The organism is Pontibacillus yanchengensis Y32 (genome assembly GCF_000770635.1).
Classification (GTDB): domain Bacteria; phylum Bacillota; class Bacilli; order Bacillales; family BH030062; genus Pontibacillus; species Pontibacillus yanchengensis.
The window spans coordinates 1-19,422 of record NZ_AVBF01000006.1 but is presented as its reverse complement, the minus strand read 5'-3'; the positions used below and the strand labels follow the sequence as shown (position 1 = coordinate 19,422).

Here is a 19,422-nt window from a genome sequence, read left to right as displayed (position 1 = left end):
CGTGTAGGGCAGTGGGAAATCGAGTTGTTTCCTACCCAACCCCATTCTTCTAACACATCGGAGCACTTCAATTATCTCCAATTCAAGTCTTCAACATTAAGCCTCTTATAATCAATAATCAAACAAAATAAAAACAGACCTCCTATCAAAAAGAAAGTCTGTTGATGGTTCGATTATTCAACTGAAAAAATGAAGGAGTAGATTGGTTGATTACCGTAATGAATCTCTACCTCTAAATCCTCAAAAGTTTCTTCTAAGAAAGTTTCCAATGCTTCTACTTCTTCTTGAGTAGCATCTTCTCCCTGAAGAATAGTTAGAATTTCATCTTCTTCTTCATTAATCATATCTTTTAGAAGTTGCTGTGCGCATTCTAATTTATCAGCATGGGTTGAGGATATTTTCCCTTCAAGGATTCCCATAAAGTTACCTTCCTCAATTGTCATGCCGTCAATTTGTGTGTCTCGAACAGCATATGTGAGTTGACCTGTTTTCACAGCTTTCGCTGCGTCTTTCATGCTGGACTGATTGTGACTTAATTCTGCCTCAGGGTTAAATGCTAACAGAGCACTCATCCCTTGTGGTACGGTCTTAGTAGGTACGACCACAACTTCATCATTTGCTAAGTCTGCTGCTTGATCCGCAGCCATCAATATATTTTTGTTATTAGGCAAGATAATAACTTTCTTGGCATGCGCTGCTTTGATGGCCTCTGTTAAGTCCTGTGTACTAGGATTCATGGTTTGTCCACCTTCGATGACTACGGTTGCACCGAGACTTTCAAACATCTCTTTTATTCCTGAGCCCATTGCAACAGTTACAATTCCGAACTCAGCTTTTTCTTGATTCATTTCTTTGGACTGTTGTTTTTCTCCTACAATAGAGGTGTGTTGTTCACGCATATTTTCTATCTTCATATTAATCAGACTACCGAAGCGTTGACCAAGCGTAAGCGCTTCCCCAGGATGCTCTACGTGAACGTGAACTTTTACAAGATCCTCATCAGAAACAACAAGTAAGGAATCCCCCATCTCACCTAACTCATTTCGAAAGGTATCTTCATCAAAAGGGTTATCTTTAAGCTTCTCATCTTCAAAACGAACCATGAACTCTGTACAATATCCAAATTCGATATCTTCCGTATTCATGAAATCTTGAGCAAGTTTATGGTGTTCTGCGTTTACCATCTCTTCCATTCGTGAAGCAGACTCGCCTAATTCCGGTAATTTTTCTCCCTTTAAATTAGCTAAGAATCCTTCATAAATCGTTACTAAACCTTGTCCACCACTATCAACAACCCCGACTTCCTTGAGTACAGGCAGTAGTTCTGGAGTTCGCTTTAAGGAGGCTTTTGCCTCCGTAATAACCTCTTCCATGAAATCAATCATATCTTCATGTTGTTCTGCAGCCTTCTGAGCAGCTTCTGCTGAATCTTTAGCTACTGTCAATATAGTTCCCTCTACTGGTTTCATAACTGCTTTATAGGCTGTCTTAACACCTGAATTCATTGCATCTGCAAAATCTTTAGTCGTAATGGTTGATTTGTCCTCAATTGCTTTAGAAAATCCTCGAAAAAGCTGAGAGAGAATCACTCCGGAGTTCCCTCTCGCTCCCATTAATAATCCTTTTGCAAGGCTTTTTGCTACGACACCAGCGTGATCATCTTGTACATTGCGTACCTCGTCGGCACCTGAGGTCATAGATAAATTCATATTTGTTCCCGTGTCTCCATCTGGTACTGGGAATACATTAAGAGCGTCGATCATTTTTGCATTATTCGTTAAATGGTGAGCTCCTGAGAGTACCATTTTTGCGAAAGTTGCTCCATCTAACGTTCGTGTCGTCACTCCAACTTCCTCCTTCGTCTCCAATAGATCGTCTACTTATTCGTTTGCTACACGCACACCCTGAATATAAATATTCACAGAGTCTACTGATAATCCAACCGTCTTGTTTAGTGTATATTTCACTTGAGATTGGACGTTGTGAGCAACCTCAGAAATTTTTGTTCCATAACTAACAATGATGTACATATCAATATGTACTTGTTCTTCCTCTTGGCGTACAATAACACCTCTTGAGAAATTTTCCTTACGTAGTATTTCTGCAATACCGTCTTTTAATTGATTTTTTGAAGCCATACCTACAATACCATAGCATTCCACAGCTGCTCCTCCAGCAACCGTTGCAATAACATCATTAGTAATCGTCACATGACCATAGTTAGTGTTTAAATCGATGGACATATCATATATCCTCCTTCGTTACTCTTAAACTTAAGGTCATTTTACTATAACCAGATCAAATTTAAAAGTTATCCAATAACTGGACATGGTAAATGGTGCAAAATCCTCTTATTACAATGGACGAAATCTGATTATCTGTCAAGTTAGTTTTCTTGATATATTTATGAGTATCTGTTGAAAAACAATTCTGCGTATGATAAATTATATAAGTATTTGAACATATACATGAAGCTTTTTATAGCTTCATTGCAAGTAGGAGGGAAAATAATGAGCCGTAAATGTGCCGTATCAGGCCGTAGAACTAGAACTGGTAATAATCGTTCACACGCGATGAACGCTACTAAGCGTCAATTCAAATCTAACGTACAAAAAGTCCGCGTTATGATTGATGGAAAACCTCAAAAAGTAAACGTATCTGCTCGTGAACTTAAGTCAGGTAAACTTAAACGCGTGTAACGCATACGATTGAATAGTGGAAAATCCACTCTTTCCTTTAAAGGATAAGATAGGAGCTTTTTTCTCTGATCAATCTCCTTAATAACATTCCTTTGTTAAGGACAAAAAAAGCACCCATTCAGGGTGCTTTTTTTGTATAGGTAGAAGTAAATAAATACGAAGAGGACAGCAACCTTATTAGTCATAAAGAGCACAGAGTTCTTTCACTAGGAATCTTTTTTAAATGTTCCGATAATGACTCGAACAAAACCACCAATAAATCGTGGGAGTTTAATGGTATAAAACTTCATATGTTCCCCCTCCTCTAACATAGATCCATAATTGGCTATTTAAAGCCTGGATTTATTCCCCTTTTACATCTCGGCTCTTTACAAGTAATAATATGCCTTCATGAAATGAAAAAGTACCTTTTTCTGAAATAAGCTTATTCGATATGCATAAAGTCGATCCCCACTTGACTGTCGCATCCTCTAAAGGATAGTAAAAAGATGATAATGTAAGACCCTTAATGACAGGAGTAAATGGAATAAATGATAAATATGGATATTTTTGATTGTGCAGAACCTCATAGGTTCCTGGTCTCTTTAATTCAACCCAGTTACTCTTATCAATGATAATTCCTCGAATTTGTTGCTCATCTAATGGATATAGTAGCTGAAGATTACTTAGTTCATGATCTAAGCGACCGCCGGTTACACCAAATAAATATAGTTCTTGTGGTTCATAATGAAGGGCTTTTTTTAGTGCAATTTCCAAGTCTGTTTCATCTTTTTCCACTGGATGCTCTTCCACTTTTTCGGATTGATTAACAATTTGGTCCATCTCGTCGTCAGTGATTGAATCGAAATCACCAACAGCAAAGGTTGGACGAATACCTTGACGAATAAGGGAAATAGCGCCGTGGTCTGCACCTATCCAAATCACTTCATCTTCATTATATTCATGTAAAGAAGGAATATGCTCTTCTGGCCCTCCTCCAACAATGGCTATCTTTGTCATTCTCTTCACCAGCTTTCTTATTAGGAATTTCGCAATATAGAAAAAACTGCCTTCACGGAGGCAGTTTAACTTCACAGATGATTTAAGCGTCTTGACGGATTTCTTGTATTGCTTTTGCGCGATCATCTTTTTTAAATACAGCACTTCCAGCCACTAATACGTCGGCACCAGCTTGAATGCACGTTTTTGCTGTACCATGTTTGACACCACCATCAACTTCAATTTCGAATGAAAGACCTAAATCATTTCGCCAGTTGGCAATTTGCTCAATTTTAGGCACAACTTCTTCAATAAAGGATTGTCCACCAAAACCCGGATTAACCGTCATCAGCAATACTAAATCCACATCTTTCAGAATTGGCTTTATCATTTCAGCAGGTGTAGCTGGATTGATTACTACACCAGCCTTACACCCTTCACTTTTAATCAGTTGGATAGTGCGATGAAGATGAGTACATGCTTCCTGATGAACAGTAATGATATCTGCTCCTGCACTAGCAAATTGATTGATATAGTGGTCAGGATTCTCAATCATTAAATGAACGTCTAACGGCAATTGTGTCTTAGGGCGAATAGCATCAACAATTAACGGACCAATAGTGATGTTTGGAACAAAATGACCGTCCATGACATCAACATGAATATAATCGGCCCCACCTTGTTCGACATCTTCAATCTCTTCCCCTAACTTAGAAAAATCAGCAGATAATATGGAAGGAGCAATTTTTGTCATAACCTTAATACCTCGGCTTTCTATTCTGAATTTCATGTAAAAAATGCAAATAATCCTCATATCTGAATCGAGGTATATCTCCATCTTCTACAGCTTGTTTCACGGCACATTTTGGTTCTTTATTATGCAAACAACCTCTAAATTTACATTCTTCACCAAATTCTCGCATCTCAGGAAAACAATCAGGTAGTTCATCGAGTTCTAGGCCTTGGAATTCTAACGCACTAAACCCTGGTGTATCAGCTACTAATCCCCCATACATTTCAATTAACTCGACATGCCGTGTTGTATGCTTTCCTCTACCTAGGCTTTTAGAGATTTGATTGGTTTCAAGCTGCAAGTTAGGCTCTAATGCATTTAACATTGAAGATTTCCCGACGCCTGACTGTCCTGCAATTACAGAAGTTTTGCCCTCTAAAAAGGTTGAGACTTCCTCTAAACTATGGTCGATTTTTGAAGAACCCATAACCACTTGATATCCCAATTCCTCATAAGCCTGCTTATACTTTTCTATTTCTTGTTTCTTATCATCGTCTAATAAATCAGTTTTTGTGAAAACGATAACAGGTTGTAATGACTTCGATTCAATCAATACAAGAAATCGATCCAGTAATAGCGGCTTGAAGTCAGGTTCCACTACGGAAGCAACTATGATTGCCTGATCAATATTTGCAATCGGAGGGCGTACAAATTCATTCTTACGTTTATGAATCTCTAAAATGTACCCTTCCTCATTTTCATCTATGTTAAATTCTACATCATCTCCAACCAAAGGGGTTATTTTCTTTTTGCGAAAATTTCCTCGACCTTTACAGGGAAACACACTACCTCCAGATTGGACATAATATAATTCTCTTAATGATTTTACAATTTTACCTGTAGGCATTTATTCACCCTCTTCGTATGGTACGCTTTCTTCCAAATAGACCTCGTCATCTAGCATAACCCGATAAGTTGCTTCTTGTCCTTCTGCGATAGTCAATGTTAGTTCATACTGAGCTGTTTCGGTAATGGTATATTTTTCATAAACTTCTGAACCATTTCGATTAACATCATCAACATAGATTTTCACTTCATGTTCTTGACCTGTCTGTTCCTCATCAAGCTCAACAGCAAACGATACATCTTTATTTACTGGTGCTTGTTCTTTTTTACCTCTTGAGACCCACACAGTTACTTCAGTACCAGGAGTAACTCTCGCATAAGCCTCTGGCTTTTGTCGAATTACAACTCCTTCAGGAACAGAATCAGAGTATTCATACTGAGGTTCTTTGAGAGATATCCTCTTATCCTGGTCAATATAATCGTACACTTCTTGAAGATAATCACCTACAAGTTTACTAACTTGGACTTGTTCTGGCCCATCGCTTACTTCAAAAATAACACTTGTTTCTTCTGGAATAACTTTATCACCTGGATTTGGCTGAACTTGACCTATAATTTCACCCTCTGATTTCTCAGAGTGCTGTTTATAGGCAATTATTTTATATCCTTTTTCTTTTAGCATTTTTTCCACTTGAGAAAAGTTTTGACCAAGGTAGTCTTCAAAAGATACTCGCTCTTTTCCTAAGCTAGTATAAATCTTAACTTGTGACCCTTCTTTTATGGTACTACCTGCATTTGGCTCTGAGCGAACGACATTTCCTTCTGGAACATCTTCTGAATACATCGTTTCTTGAGAAACATCTAAATTCAGTTCACTTAGAGTACTGTAGGCTTCTTCGTACTTCATCCCTTTAACATCAACTACTTCAACATCATTTGGTATTAGAAGTTTTGGTAGCAAGAATACAGCTAAGCTTCCAACCCCAATAATTAAAATTAGCAGGCCAAATACCCATCCCTTCCATTTTCCTTTTTTCTTAGGAGGGGTCGTAATGGTCGAAGTATGATCGGTGTCGTGGACGATTGTATCTTCTACAGGTTCATCATTCTTATACATGTCGTTAGTAATAATGGGAATAGCTTTTGTTACTTCTTCATCATCTTCGATTGGTGTTTCAAATTTTTCTTCGTTCTGACGATCAGGGTGAAGTGCTGTTTCTAAATCATCCACCATATCATAAATATCGTCATACCTGTGGAAGGGATCCTTAGCTGTAGCTTTCAAAACAATGTTTTCAACACTTTGTGGAACGGATGGGTTCCATCTCATTAAAGAAGGGGTTTCACTTTGCAAGTGCTTGAGTGCAATGGAAACTGCTGATTGACCGGAAAATGGCAACCTGCCTGTAAGTAACTCAAATAAAACAATCCCTATGGAGTATATATCTGACTTCTTAGTCGCCATCCCTCCACGGGCTTGTTCAGGTGATAAATAGTGTACAGAACCTAGAACTGAGTTTGTTTGGGTAAGGGAAGTAGCACTTAAGGCTATCGCTATTCCAAAGTCAGTTACTTTCACATGTTTATGTTCATCAATTAAAATGTTTTGAGGTTTTATATCTCTATGAACGATATCATTTTCATGGGCATGAGACATAGCCGCTGTAATTTGTTTGGTGATTTCAATTGCCTCTTCTACCTCGGCAGGTCCGTATGTTTGAATATATTGCTTTAGCGTCATACCATCAACATATTCCATGACCATATAATAGATATGTTCTTCTTCCCCTACATCATAGATGTTTACGATGTTTGGATGGGAAAGACTTGTGGCAGAATGTGCTTCTCTTCGAAACCTAGCTATAAACTCTTCATCGTTAGCATACTCTAGACGTAATACTTTAATGGCAACATTTCGATTTAGAATGGTATCTTTACCTAAATAAACATTGGCCATTCCTCCGCCGCCAATCATATCTTGAATTTCATAGCGTTCATTAAGAAGGTGTCCCTTAAGCATTAGGATGCACCCTCTTTCGTAGATTCATCATGGTGAACGATCACCAAGGAGATGTTATCTTCTCCACCTCTCTCATTGGCGATCTCAACTAAACGTGCCGCTGCTTCTTCTAAAGGCATTGGCTCTTTCACAAATTCATATAACTCCTCATCTGACATTTTATTCGATAAGCCATCAGAACAAAGAAGTAACTTGTCATCTTCTTCCCATGTAATAGTATGAATATCCATAGCTGTATTTGGTTCTGTACCAAGCGCTTTCAATAAAACGTTTTTCCTTGGATGGTGTTCTGCATCTTCTTCAGTAATTTGGCCTGTTCGTACTAGCTCATTTACTAGTGAATGATCTTCTGTTACTTGCTTAAAGCCAAATTCATTTGCCAAATAACAACGACTATCACCTATATGTGCGACTGTAGCAAATTCCTCTGTACATATAACCGCAACAACCGTTGTCCCCATACCATGACACTCTTCATTATGGACTGCATGCTGGTAAATCTCTTCGTTAATAGACCTAATTTGTTCATCTAACCATTGTTCTGCCATTTCAGGACTAGTGATCTTATCCGTGTCTAACCATTTATTATGTAAAGAGGATGTAGCAATGTTACTTGCTACATCTCCAGCTCGATGACCACCCATTCCATCTGCTACTACAGCCAATATCTGATGATTTTTGTTGAAATAAAGCCCACCAGCATCCTCATTATGACTTCTCACTTGGCCCTTATCTGTTAGAAAATAACCATTCATGGGTTTCACCTCGTCTCTTTTTTACGCTCCTTCGCACGTAATTGACCACAAGCTGCATCAATATCATGCCCTTGTTCACGACGAATAGTAACGTTAATTCCCTCTTCTTTTAACGTACGTTCAAACTCAAAAATCTGACTTCTTGGCGTTCTCACGTAATCTCGTTCTGGTACAAAGTTTACTGGGATTAGATTAACGTGGATGTTTAAATTATAATCACGAATCACCTTCGCTAGCGCTCTTGCTTCATCAGGCGAATCGTTCTCACCACCTAGCAAGCCGTATTCAAACGTAACACGTCTGCCAGTCGTTTCATTATAATATTTTACGGAAGGAAGTAATTTTTCCAATGGGTATGCCTTGTTAATTGGCATAAGCTTAGATCGGCGTTCATTCGTAACCGCGTGAAGTGAGACAGCGAAATTAACTTGTGTCTTTTCATCCGCAAAATCATAAATACGAGGTACGATACCACTTGTTGATAGTGTAATATGACGTGCACCAATATTTATTCCTTTATTATGGTTGATGGTTCTTAGGAAAGCAATGATTTCATCATAGTTATCAAATGGTTCACCAATACCCATTAATACAATAGAAGAAACACGTTCACCTTGTTCATCTAGTGCTTTTTGAACTTTGATTACCTGGCTCACTATTTCACCAGATTCTAGTTGGCGCTTTAAACCTCCAATGGATGAGGCACAGAATGTACAGCCAATTCTACATCCTACCTGGCTTGTTACACATACAGAATAGCCATAATCATGTTTCATTAGTACTGTTTCAATTGTGTACCCATCATTCATTTCAAATAGAAACTTCATCGTCCGCCCATCTTGAGACTTTTGCTGTACTACAGTTTCAAGGGTAGTAATCGTAAAGGATTCATTTAACTTGTCACGAAGTCCTTTGGATAGGTTTGTCATTTCTTCAAAATATTCAACTCGTTTTTGATATAACCATTCAAATATTTGCGTTGCACGAAATTTTGGCTCACCATGATTCTCTAACCAAGTTTGTAATTCTTCGTGGGTTAGAGAATAAATCGAGTTTCCTAAATTTGGCCTAGTTTCTTTGTTTCGCTTTTTCTTCATTACTTCAGCCATGTTAGTCACTCCTCTTTTGTAATCTTGTTAGAAAAAATCCATCTGTATCAAAATCTTGGGGAAACAATTGAAGCCCCCATTTCGTCCGTCCTACCAATTGTTTTGTTTCATAAGGTAACTCGTCAAAAAAAGCTGGATCGACTTCAAAATCAGGATGATCTGCTAAAAACGACTCAATCATCTCTTCATTTTCTTTACGATCCACCGTACAAGTGCTGTATACTAGCTTACCATGTAAGTTTAACAAACGACTAACCGATTCTAACAATTCTCGTTGTATTTTGGAAAGGGTATTGATGTCATCTTCTGTTTTTGCATACTTAATATCTGGCTTACCTCTTACAACGCCAAGTCCTGAGCACGGAGCGTCCAATAGTATTCGATCAAACGTACTTTCCTCATGGATGTCAGATAAATTTCTTCCATCATATTGGCCTGTCTGAATACAGGTAAGCCCTAATTGTTCAGCTTTTTGATCAACGAGCTGCACCTTTTTACGATGCAAATCATAAGCATATACACTACCAGCATCGTCCATCTTTTCAGCTATATGCGTCGCCTTGCCACCTGGAGCACTACATGCATCTAAGACCTTCATCCCTTTTTCTACATCTATCATTTCTCCAACTAGCATGGAGCTTTCATCTTGAATCGTCAAGCCACCCTCTTGAAATAGTGGATGTTGGATGATATTCCCTGACTGAATCTCAATCCCTTGCGGTGATAGGGAAGTGGGTTTCACTTCAAAATCTTCCTTTTCTAGTTGGATAATAATTTCTTCTCTGGAATATTTCGTCGTATTGACTCGAACTGTCATCGTAGAACGCTCCAGATTCTTATGGCACATATTTGTGGTTACCGTCAATCCATACATGTCTACCCATCTCTGAACCAACCACTCTGGATGACTCGTTTCAATAGCAAGACGTTTGATGGAATCTTCGATACTATCTAGAGAGGCAGGGCCATTTCGTTGTAGGTTACGTAATACCCCATTAACCATAGATACAATCCCTTTATGCCCTCTTTTCTTGGCAATTTCTACTGCTTCATTAAGAACAGCATGATCAGGAACCCGCTCCAAATACAACAGTTGATAGCAAGACATATAAAGAAGCCAAAGCACCCATGGCTTTAGCTTTTTTTTATTGCGAAGGTACGGACTTATATAATAATCCAAAGTGTCTCTACGTTGTATTGTACCATACACGATTTCTGTCAATAGTGACGTGTCTCGCTGGCTTAACCCTTTTTGATGAATTGTCTGGTTGATTAACAGGTTACTATATCCGCCCTGTTGACCAACTCTTGTGACTATATCCAGTGCAGCTTCTCGTACATTAATATTACTCATCTGTTTCCCCTACCATTTCGCCTACTCGTAGAGATTGACCAGCCCCACGCAGGTAATCACCGGCAGCCATCCGTTTTTTTCCTGAAGGTTGAATATCTGTTAACTTAACTCCTTTGTTGTCGCCACTGACTACAACAAAACCATCATCTTCTAGTTGAATGATTTCTCCAGGTTTCCCTGAAAAGCTCTTATTAACTTTTTCTCCCCACCATATTTTCATGACCTTATTCTGATACGTTGTAAATGCAACAGGCCATGGATGTAGTCCTCTAATATGATTATAAATCGTCTCAGCATCTTGGTTCCAGTCTATTCGCTCTTGTTCACGCTTAATATTAGATGCAAAGGTTACTTGGCTTTCGTCTTGCTTGGTCGCTGTTAATTCATGATTGAATAATTTTGGTAGTGTTTCACTCAAAAGTTGGGATCCAGATTTGGCAAGCTTATCATGAAGTGTACCTACATGATCTGTTTCCTCAATTTTCACACGACTCTGAGATAATACGTCTCCAGCATCTAAAGCTTCCACCATATACATAATAGATATACCCGTTTCTTTCTTACCTTGTAAGATTGCATAATGAATTGGGGCTCCACCACGTAATTCCGGAAGGAGAGAAGCATGTACATTAATACAACCGTACTGAGGTCCTTCTAATAGTTCCTTAGGTAGTATCTGACCAAATGCAGCAGTAACAATCAAGTCAGGTTCATAGGCAAGTACATCTTGATATTCTTTTCTAATTTTCTCTGGCTGTAAAACTGGTATATTATGCTTTTCAGCTTCTACTTTCACAGGTGGTGGTGTAAGCGTTCGTTTACGCCCTTTTGGACGATCTGGTTGAGTAACCACTGCTACTACGTTATATTGATCTGATAACAATTGTTGTAAGACGGGTACCGCGAAATCCGGGGTACCCATGAATACGATACGTTCCATGTAAAAAACACCTCTTCACATCATTTGGTACGGTTGAAAGTCGATAGTTACTTGTAAGTCTTTATTCTGTACATCATCTTCATATAATTGAAAAAGTCGATTCATGACTTTAATTAGCGTTGGTTCATTTCTGTATTTTATCATGACTTGATAGCGATATCTATCTTTTATCCTAGTTAAAGGAGAGGGTGTCGGTCCAAGAATAACTGACCGTTCAGATAACTGTTCTCGTAAGAACTGAGACATCTTTTGTGTTACATCCATTGTGTACAAATGATTAGGATGCGATACAGTAAGTAGTGTTAAAAAATAGTAAGGTGGATACTGGAACATCTTCCTCATCTTCATTTCCTTCTGAAAAAAAGATTCATAATCATATTGACTTGCTAAATCAATACTATAATGTTCAGGAGTATAGCTTTGAACAACAACCTCCCCTGGTAGCTTGTGACGTCCCGCTCGACCACTCACCTGCGTTAGAAGCTGAAATGTTTTTTCTGAGGATCGGAAGTCTGGAAGATGTAGTAAGGAATCTGCTGCTAACACACCGACAAGCGTGACATTAGGAAAATCTAGTCCTTTCGCTATCATTTGCGTCCCAAGGAGAATATCAGCCTCTTTATTTCCGAATTTTGTTAACAGCCTTTCATGAGCTCCTTTTCTTCTGGTCGTATCAACATCCATTCGTATGATTCTAGCCTCAGGTAGCATCTGCTGGAGTGATTCTTCTACTTTTTGTGTACCAGTTCCAAAAAAACGAATTGATTCACTTTCACATGAAGGACACTTGTCTGGCATTCCTTCCTCATACGAGCAGTAGTGACACTTTAAACGCTCATTTTTTCTGTGATAAGTAAGTGCTATATCACAGTGAGGACATTCCATTACATGACCACAATCCCTGCACATAACGAAGGTAGAATAACCACGCCTATTCAAAAACAAAACAGTTTGTTCCCCTCTTTGCAGCCTTTCTTGCATTTTGTCATGCAAGCTACGTGAGAACATCGAACGGTTCCCTGCATGAAGCTCTTCCCTCATATCGACACGTTCTACCTCTGGCATAGTTGCTTCATTCATCCGCTTATGAAGCGATAATAGAGTATAAACCTGTTTTTTAGCCCTCGCAAAGGATTCAAGTGTCGGTGTTGCACTTCCAAGTACGATTGGACACTGATGATATTCCCCTCTTTTTATTGCAACATCTCTTGCGTGATAGCGTGGATAATCTTCTTGTTTATAGCTTGATTCGTGTTCTTCGTCAATAATAATGATGCCTATATTTTCAAATGGTGCGAAAATCGCAGATCTAGCCCCTACCACTACTTGGACTTCTTTTCGTTGTACTTTTCGCCATTCATCATATTTCTCACCAGCTGATAAGGCACTATGCAGAACAGCCACTCTTGAACCAAATCTTCCTTTAAACCGCTCGACCATTTGCGGTGTCAATGCGATTTCAGGTACTAAGACAATAGCTTCTCTCCCATTATCCAATACATGTTGAATCGATTGAAGGTAAACTTCCGTCTTGCCACTACCCGTCACACCATGTAATAAAAATGATTCATGCTGCTTTGTCGAAATGGAATGGTGAATAGGTTTAATAGCAGTAGATTGTTCCTCAGTCAATTCAAAAGGTGTGGTTGCTTCATATTCCCGGTCTTGATAAGGGTCCCTATACACTTCTTTATGAACTTCCTGTAGTAACCCTTTATCAAGAAGGGGTTTCAATGACGCTCTAGTGGTCCCTAATGTTTCTAACAACTCTTTCTGCCTCACTTCTTCTAGCTCTTCCTCTAGAAAATAAGCTATGATCCCTTTTTGTTTCTTGGCTTGACTTGGAATATCTACATACATCTCTTCCAATTGTTCCATTGTAGCGCCAGGAGTTATGAACGTTTCTTTTTTCTTGGTTTCTTTACTATTTACGTTATAGTGTACTTCAAGCAATCCTTCTTGAATGGCTTTTTGTATTGCAGAATAAGATAGATTATGTTCCTTCAATTCTTCATATGGTATCACACCGCGACCTGCAAACAATTGATCCAGTGTCGGGGTTAGCTCTTCTGGTTCAGCTAAGAGCCATAATTCTTTATCATATTTTGCTTTTAACACTTGAGGCAGCATGGCCTGAAAAGCAGATACATAAAAGCACAAGGTAGTTTCAGCTATCCACTTACCAACCTCTACTAGCTCAGGTGTTAAAACAGGTGTCAAATCCATTACATCTTGAATGTTTTTCAACTTGTCTACATTAGTTTCAGAGGTAATGTCTAAAACAAACCCCATTATTTTACGTGGTCCAAATGGTACGATAACCCTCATTCCCATTTGTACTACGTCTTCTAAGTGTTCAGGAATCTTATAATCGAAAAGACGATTGGTTTGACTTGATGGTACATCTACAATTACGCGGGCAATTTTCACATTTACTCATCCTTCAACTCATTAGCTACATGCTGTAAGATGTGCTTCGCTACCTCTTCTTTCGATTGGAGGGGATAATTAATTTGATCTCCCTTACCATTCATGTAAGTAACAATATTAGTATCTCCGCCGAATCCAGCACCTTCTTCGGAAATATTATTTACTACAATGGCATCTAAGTTCTTTTTTTCAAGTTTATCTTTTGCATATTCGAGGGGGTTCGTCGTTTCTGCTGCAAAACCAACCAGAAATTGAGAAGTCTTTCTCTCACCAAGTGCTTGTAAAATATCTTTCGTTCTCTCCATCTCTATCTTTAAATCACCGGGTTCTTTTTTCATTTTAGTACTATAACTTGTTTTAGGGCGGTAATCTGCAACAGCTGCTGTCTTTATTACTATATCCTGATTCACGTAATGTTCTAGCACTTGGTGATACATTTCATCTGCTGATTCAACATTAATTCGCTGCACTCCCTTGGGGGTATCTAAGTTTACAGGGCCTGAAATGAGAGTAACATATGCCCCAAGTGAGACGGCTTGTTTAGCAAGAGCATAGCCCATTTTTCCAGTCGAATGATTGGTGAAAAAACGAACAGGATCAATCTTCTCCTTCGTAGGACCTGCTGTAATAAGAACTCGCTTGCCCGCCAGAGATTGTTCAAGATTCTCTTGTTCCTCAAGTACACCAACGATTGTTTCAGGTTCTTCTAAACGTCCCTTTCCAACGTACCCACAGGCAAGGTATCCTTCACCGGGTTCAATGAAACGGTATCCATATTGGTCTAGTTGTTTAAGATTCATTTGAACTGCAGGGTGCGCATACATATGAACATTCATAGCTGGAGCAACATAAACAGGTGCTTCACTAGCTAGCAAGGTAGTTGTAAGCATATCATCAGCGATGCCATTAGCTATTTTGCCAAGCAAATTAGCTGTGGCAGGTGCCAGAACAATTAAATCAGCCCAATCAGCTACATCTATATGTGCAATTTGCTCAGGGATCTTTTCATCAAATGTATCTGTATAAACTGGATTCCTCGAAAGAGCCTGAAAAGTAAGTGGAGTTACAAATTGTTGCGCACTTTCTGTCATGATAACTGTCACATCCGCACCAGCTTGGACTAATTTACTCGTTAGAGCACATGCTTTGTAAGCAGCAATGCCACCTGATACACCCAATACAACTTTTTTGTCTTGTAACACAGCTTTTCCCTCCGAATCTAATGTACCACTATTTTACTACTTAAGAACTGTGTGTTCATTCTAATTGCTTCTATATAAACTAAAAGAGAGATCAAATTTATGTAAGAAATAAAAATAACAACCTAATCAAGGTTGTTATTTCTTCTCTTAGTAACTGTCATTAGAGTAATAAAGCTTTCCTTCATTTATTTCCTCTAAAGCAATACCTACATATTTTTCTGACTCGTAGTCATCAATTAAATACTTTTTAGTATCTTGCATTTGACGCGCACGACGTGCTGATAGAGTAACAAGTGTGTACTTAGAATTAATGTTGTTCAACAGTTTATCAATGGACGGCTCTAACATCATGATTCATCACGCTCCAGTGCTTTTTTGTATTGTATTGCGACACGTTCTCGTTTGCAGTGTTCACTGCGAACAATCGATTGTACCGTTTGGACTGCTGTGTCAATTTGATCATTTACTACGACATAGTCATAATAGTCCATCATTTCAATTTCTTCTTTAGCTGCTGCTAAACGATTTCTTACCTTTTCTTCTGTTTCTGTACCACGACTAATGATACGGTCTTTCAATTCCTCTAAACTTGGTGGAATTAGGAATACGAATACACCTTCAGGAAAATTTTCTTTAACCTGTAATGCCCCTTGAACTTCAATTTCTAGAAATACATCATTGCCATTATCTAGTTGCTTCTGCACATAATCTTTAGGGGTACCATAATAATTTCCCACATAATGAGCGTATTCAATCATTTTATTATTTTCGATCATATCTTCAAATTCTTCTTTCGTTTTGAAGAAATAATCCACTCCATCTACCTCTCCTTCACGCGGTGGGCGTGTAGTCATCGAAATGGAATACTTTAAGTCAGTATCTTTATCGAAAAGAGACTTTCTCACTGTACCTTTCCCAACACCTGAGGGTCCAGATAGAATAAATAGAATACCTTTTTCTTCAATCACGGTCAAGCTCCTACCCTTCATCTGACATGTCTTCGTTACTGATTACACGGCCACCAACGGTTTCCGGTTGAACAGCTGATAAAACGACATGGTCACTATCTGTAATAATGACCGCTCTAGTACGTCGGCCATATGTAGCATCTACTAGTTTATTATTGTCTCTAGCAACTGTGATAATTCTCTTCACTGGTGCTGATTCAGGTGAAACAATAGAAATAATTCGGTTTGCGGATACAACATTTCCAAATCCAATGTTGATTAGTCGTAAGCTCACTGTGGCTCCTCCTTCTTCATTGCAAACAAACATGTTTATACATTCAATACTATAATTATATGAAAAACTATAAGCAAAACTCAATGCTTATTCAACATTTTGCACTTGTTCTTTAATTTTTTCTATTTCACTTTTTAATTGTACAACCCATTCACTTATCTGTGTATCATTTGACTTAGATCCAATTGTATTCACTTCACGATGCATTTCTTGAACAATGAAGTCCAATTGTCTTCCTATTGCTTCATTACTAGTCAGCTTATCAAAAAATTGATCCAGATGGCTACCTAAACGTGTAACCTCTTCTGTAATATCCCCTTTTTCTGCTAGTAAAGCCACCTCTTGAAGAATTCGAGAGCCATCTTCTTTTAACTCTTCATTGATGTACTCTGTCATACGTTGTTTTATTCGGTCTCGCGAGGAATCAATTACAATATGTCTTCGAGCTTCTAACTCAGATATAATAATACGTATCTGATCCAGCCTTGTTTTCATATCTTCTTGTAAAGCAATGCCTTCTTGAACACGCATATCTAATACCTTTGTTTTAGCTTCTTGTAAAGCTGACATGATTTCATGTTCTATTTTGTCATAACCTTCATCTTTCTCTTGTACCGAAAACAACTCTTGAAAGGTAATTAACGTATTTACATCAATGTCCCCAGCTAATTGGTAACGTGATTTGGCAAGCTTCATTTCATGAATAAATTGATCCATTAATTCATAATCCATTTGTAAATTACGTTTTGTGAAACCATTGCCTTCAATCGTAACATAAACATCCACTCTTCCGCGATGGAATGATTGTTGAATTTCTTTCTTCATTCTATCTTCTAAATACATGAGTGACCGAGGCATCTTAGTAGAAAAATCAAGAAAGCGGTGATTTACTGTGCGAATTTCGACTGTAATTTCCGTTTCCTGCTCTTCAGACACGTTCACACTACTTCCATAGCCTGTCATACTCTTTACCACGAAGATCACACCCATTCTTTAACTGTTTTTCCACAATTACCATATTACATTCATACTCTATGAGTAATAATACCATTATTTTAGCTATAATGCTTAAATTTAACGAGTTCACTAATGAAAAAGACGAGAAAAGTAAATAAGAGCTTGGATTAGCCAAGCTCTTATGATGATTAGTACCTTATCTAATTAAGCCATTGGTGTGAACAATAAATAGAAAACAAAGATAATTGCAAAGATGTATAACAACCAATGTACTTGCTTTCCTTTACCACTCACAAGTTTCAATAAAGGATAAGATATAAATCCAACTGCGATCCCAGTTGCTATACTTGATGTTAAAGGCATCGCTAGCAACGTAGCATAGGCAGGAAAAGATTCATCGAAAGTCTTCCAATCCACACGCGATAAACCTTCAATCATAAAACATCCTACAATGATTAATACTGGTGCCGTAATAGCAGGTGTTGTAGCAATTGCTTTTACAATTGGTGAAAAGAACATAGACACAATAAACAATATACCTACTACAACCGATGTAAGCCCTGTTCTTCCTCCTGCAGCAACACCTGTTGTGGATTCAATATAAGCTGTAGAAGGACTTGTTCCAAATAATGAACCAGTAGTAGTTGCCACGGCATCCGCCATTAGAGCTGATTTCGCGTTTGGTAGAGACCCATTTTTCATAAAGCCTCCCTGTTCCGCAACACCTACAAGAGTACCTGTAGTGTCAAAGATTGTGACAAGTAAGAATGCAAAAATAACAATATAAAGACTATTGGAGAATACACCTAAAATATTCATATCCATAAACACCGGTACTGGAGGTAAGCCAACTGGCAGGCCACCTTCAAATGGCATTTGCCCTGTAAAATAAGCGATTATTGCTGTAATAATCATCCCAATAAATAAAGCACCTTTGACGTTACGAGCTAATAAAATCAAAGTAATTGTAAGCCCTGCTATGGATAACAACGCTGTTGGTGATGATAAATCCCCAATTAAACCTTCTTCAGCTGTTTTGTCTAATATACCTGCCATTTCAAGTCCTATAAATGCAATAAATAAACCAATACCTGATGTAATACCATATTTTAATGAATTTGGAATAGCTTCAATTAACTTCTCTCGAAAATTAGTTAGGCTTAACAACATAAATAATAAACCTGCGATAAACACAGTCCCTAAAACAATTTGATATGACAACCCTTGACTACCAACTACAGAAGCAAAATATGCGTTCAACCCCATACCAGGTGCAATAGCTATAGGATAATTAGCAGCAAGTGCCATAATAAACGTCCCCACAACTGCTGCAATGATAGTAGCCATGAACACTTGGTCAAACGGAATCCCTGCACTTTGTAGAATAGTCGGATTTACAAACACGATATAGACCATAGATAAAAATGTAGTGAAGCCTGCAATCAATTCTGTGCGTATCGTCGTATTGTTTCCTGCTAAATTAAACTGTTTCATAAGTTGTTCCATCTAAACACCACTTTTTCACGAATAATTATTTCAACCAATGTACATAATATTCGTTTTTTAGTATGTTTTCAATGGTTTGAACCAAATTCATTTAGAATTATTCTTTAATCAGCGTCTATGAAGCTAATTAGCCTTTTCCTTATAAGCCCCGTTATCTTGAAGACTTGGGATTGAGATATTCTGGGGAAGGAAGATGCTTCCGTTGCTTTTTGTGAGAATGAAGGTGGCCGTGGAACAACTCGCGTCCTGCCGGCGGCCCTACACGACGTAGGGGCGTTCGACGTTGTCACACGATGTGACGACTTTAGTCGAACCTCCCCTTCCAAGCCTCCTCAAGCCCAAAAGCGGGGCTTTGCGGGGTCTTGCCTACCTCTTTCTCCGGCGGGAGTCTCGTCGTTCCACGGCCACCTTTACTGTTGTTGGGATGAACGGAAACATGGCCCCGATTAGAGTGGGACTGTTTCGTAATCATGGTATTCACGAAGCGAGGAATGAATTATTGCAACAAGATGATGCTATGCGGACATATAGTCTCTTATTCTTCGATTTAAAGGCTATTTTGTATTCGTAACGGACATACAGTACGCTATTAAGCCAAAATAACCTTAATATAGTGTGTTTTTTCACAAATAAGGTATCATATGTCCGTTA

The 19,422-nt window shown here is 38.4% G+C and carries 19 protein-coding genes; 1 reads left to right on the top strand and 18 read right to left on the bottom strand.

The features are described 5' to 3' along the window. Positions 1-173 precede the first annotated feature (173 nt). Complete coding sequence (locus N782_RS03580) at positions 174-1,844, bottom strand: DAK2 domain-containing protein (protein ID WP_036816257.1); 1,671 nt, start codon at positions 1,842-1,844, stop codon at positions 174-176. 36 nt (positions 1,845-1,880) lie between these two features. Continuing rightward, a complete protein-coding gene (locus N782_RS03575; protein ID WP_036816256.1) occupies positions 1,881-2,243 on the bottom strand; it encodes an Asp23/Gls24 family envelope stress response protein in 363 nt (120 codons plus the stop codon). A 267-nt stretch (positions 2,244-2,510) separates the two neighbouring features. Here N782_RS03575 and rpmB point away from each other — a divergent pair, with 267 nt between their 5' ends. Further along, positions 2,511-2,699, top strand: coding sequence for a 50S ribosomal protein L28 (gene rpmB / locus N782_RS03570; RefSeq protein WP_036816254.1), 189 nt, complete (start codon positions 2,511-2,513; stop codon positions 2,697-2,699). A gap of 206 nt (positions 2,700-2,905) precedes the next feature. Here rpmB and spoVM read toward each other — a convergent pair whose 3' ends face one another. From spoVM to N782_RS03490, 16 genes are all read right to left on the bottom strand, one after another. Continuing rightward, the gene (gene spoVM, locus N782_RS03565; RefSeq protein WP_036816250.1) at positions 2,906-2,989 is read right to left on the bottom strand and encodes a stage V sporulation protein SpoVM; all 84 of its coding nucleotides are present in this window, start codon (positions 2,987-2,989) and stop codon (positions 2,906-2,908) included. 52 nt (positions 2,990-3,041) lie between these two features. Then, positions 3,042-3,698, bottom strand: coding sequence for a thiamine diphosphokinase (locus N782_RS03560; RefSeq protein WP_036816247.1), 657 nt, complete (start codon positions 3,696-3,698; stop codon positions 3,042-3,044). Between the two features lie 82 nt (positions 3,699-3,780). Beyond that, entirely contained in the window at positions 3,781-4,431 is a 651-nt protein-coding gene (gene rpe / locus N782_RS03555; RefSeq protein ID WP_036816245.1) for a ribulose-phosphate 3-epimerase, read from the bottom strand. Positions 4,432-4,435: 4 nt separating this feature from the next. Next, a complete protein-coding gene (rsgA, locus tag N782_RS03550; protein WP_036816243.1) occupies positions 4,436-5,317 on the bottom strand; it encodes a ribosome small subunit-dependent GTPase A in 882 nt (293 codons plus the stop codon). After that, entirely contained in the window at positions 5,318-7,276 is a 1,959-nt protein-coding gene (gene pknB, locus N782_RS03545; protein ID WP_036816241.1) for a Stk1 family PASTA domain-containing Ser/Thr kinase, read from the bottom strand. It lies immediately after the preceding gene. Further along, complete coding sequence (locus N782_RS03540) at positions 7,276-8,031, bottom strand: Stp1/IreP family PP2C-type Ser/Thr phosphatase (protein ID WP_036816239.1); 756 nt, start codon at positions 8,029-8,031, stop codon at positions 7,276-7,278. Before N782_RS03540 ends, pknB begins: the two co-directional genes overlap by 1 nt. A 5-nt stretch (positions 8,032-8,036) precedes the next feature. Then, on the bottom strand, positions 8,037-9,128 hold the full coding sequence (gene rlmN / locus N782_RS03535) for a dual-specificity RNA methyltransferase RlmN (RefSeq protein ID WP_237582539.1): 1,092 nt from the start codon (positions 9,126-9,128) through the stop codon (positions 8,037-8,039). A gap of 13 nt (positions 9,129-9,141) precedes the next feature. After that, complete coding sequence (gene rsmB, locus N782_RS03530; RefSeq protein ID WP_036816236.1) at positions 9,142-10,494, bottom strand: 16S rRNA (cytosine(967)-C(5))-methyltransferase RsmB; 1,353 nt, start codon at positions 10,492-10,494, stop codon at positions 9,142-9,144. Further along, positions 10,487-11,434, bottom strand: a complete 948-nt coding sequence (gene fmt, locus N782_RS03525; RefSeq protein WP_036816234.1) for a methionyl-tRNA formyltransferase — start codon at positions 11,432-11,434, stop codon at positions 10,487-10,489. The genes rsmB and fmt overlap by 8 nt, the downstream gene beginning before the upstream one ends. A gap of 15 nt (positions 11,435-11,449) precedes the next feature. Continuing rightward, positions 11,450-13,864, bottom strand: coding sequence for a primosomal protein N' (gene priA, locus N782_RS03520; protein ID WP_036816232.1), 2,415 nt, complete (start codon positions 13,862-13,864; stop codon positions 11,450-11,452). 2 nt (positions 13,865-13,866) lie between these two features. After that, a complete protein-coding gene (gene coaBC / locus N782_RS03515; protein WP_036816230.1) occupies positions 13,867-15,066 on the bottom strand; it encodes a bifunctional phosphopantothenoylcysteine decarboxylase/phosphopantothenate--cysteine ligase CoaBC in 1,200 nt (399 codons plus the stop codon). Between the two features lie 147 nt (positions 15,067-15,213). After that, positions 15,214-15,417, bottom strand: coding sequence for a DNA-directed RNA polymerase subunit omega (gene rpoZ, locus N782_RS03510; protein WP_036816227.1), 204 nt, complete (start codon positions 15,415-15,417; stop codon positions 15,214-15,216). After that, entirely contained in the window at positions 15,414-16,034 is a 621-nt protein-coding gene (gene gmk, locus N782_RS03505; RefSeq protein WP_036816224.1) for a guanylate kinase, read from the bottom strand. The genes rpoZ and gmk overlap by 4 nt, the downstream gene beginning before the upstream one ends. 10 nt (positions 16,035-16,044) lie before the next feature. Further along, entirely contained in the window at positions 16,045-16,308 is a 264-nt protein-coding gene (remA, locus tag N782_RS03500) for an extracellular matrix/biofilm regulator RemA (protein ID WP_036816221.1), read from the bottom strand. Between the two features lie 87 nt (positions 16,309-16,395). Further along, a complete protein-coding gene (locus tag N782_RS03495; RefSeq protein ID WP_052111156.1) occupies positions 16,396-17,283 on the bottom strand; it encodes a YicC/YloC family endoribonuclease in 888 nt (295 codons plus the stop codon). Positions 17,284-17,469: 186 nt separating this feature from the next. Then, a complete protein-coding gene (locus N782_RS03490; protein ID WP_036816470.1) occupies positions 17,470-18,759 on the bottom strand; it encodes an NCS2 family permease in 1,290 nt (429 codons plus the stop codon). Positions 18,760-19,422 lie beyond the last annotated feature (663 nt).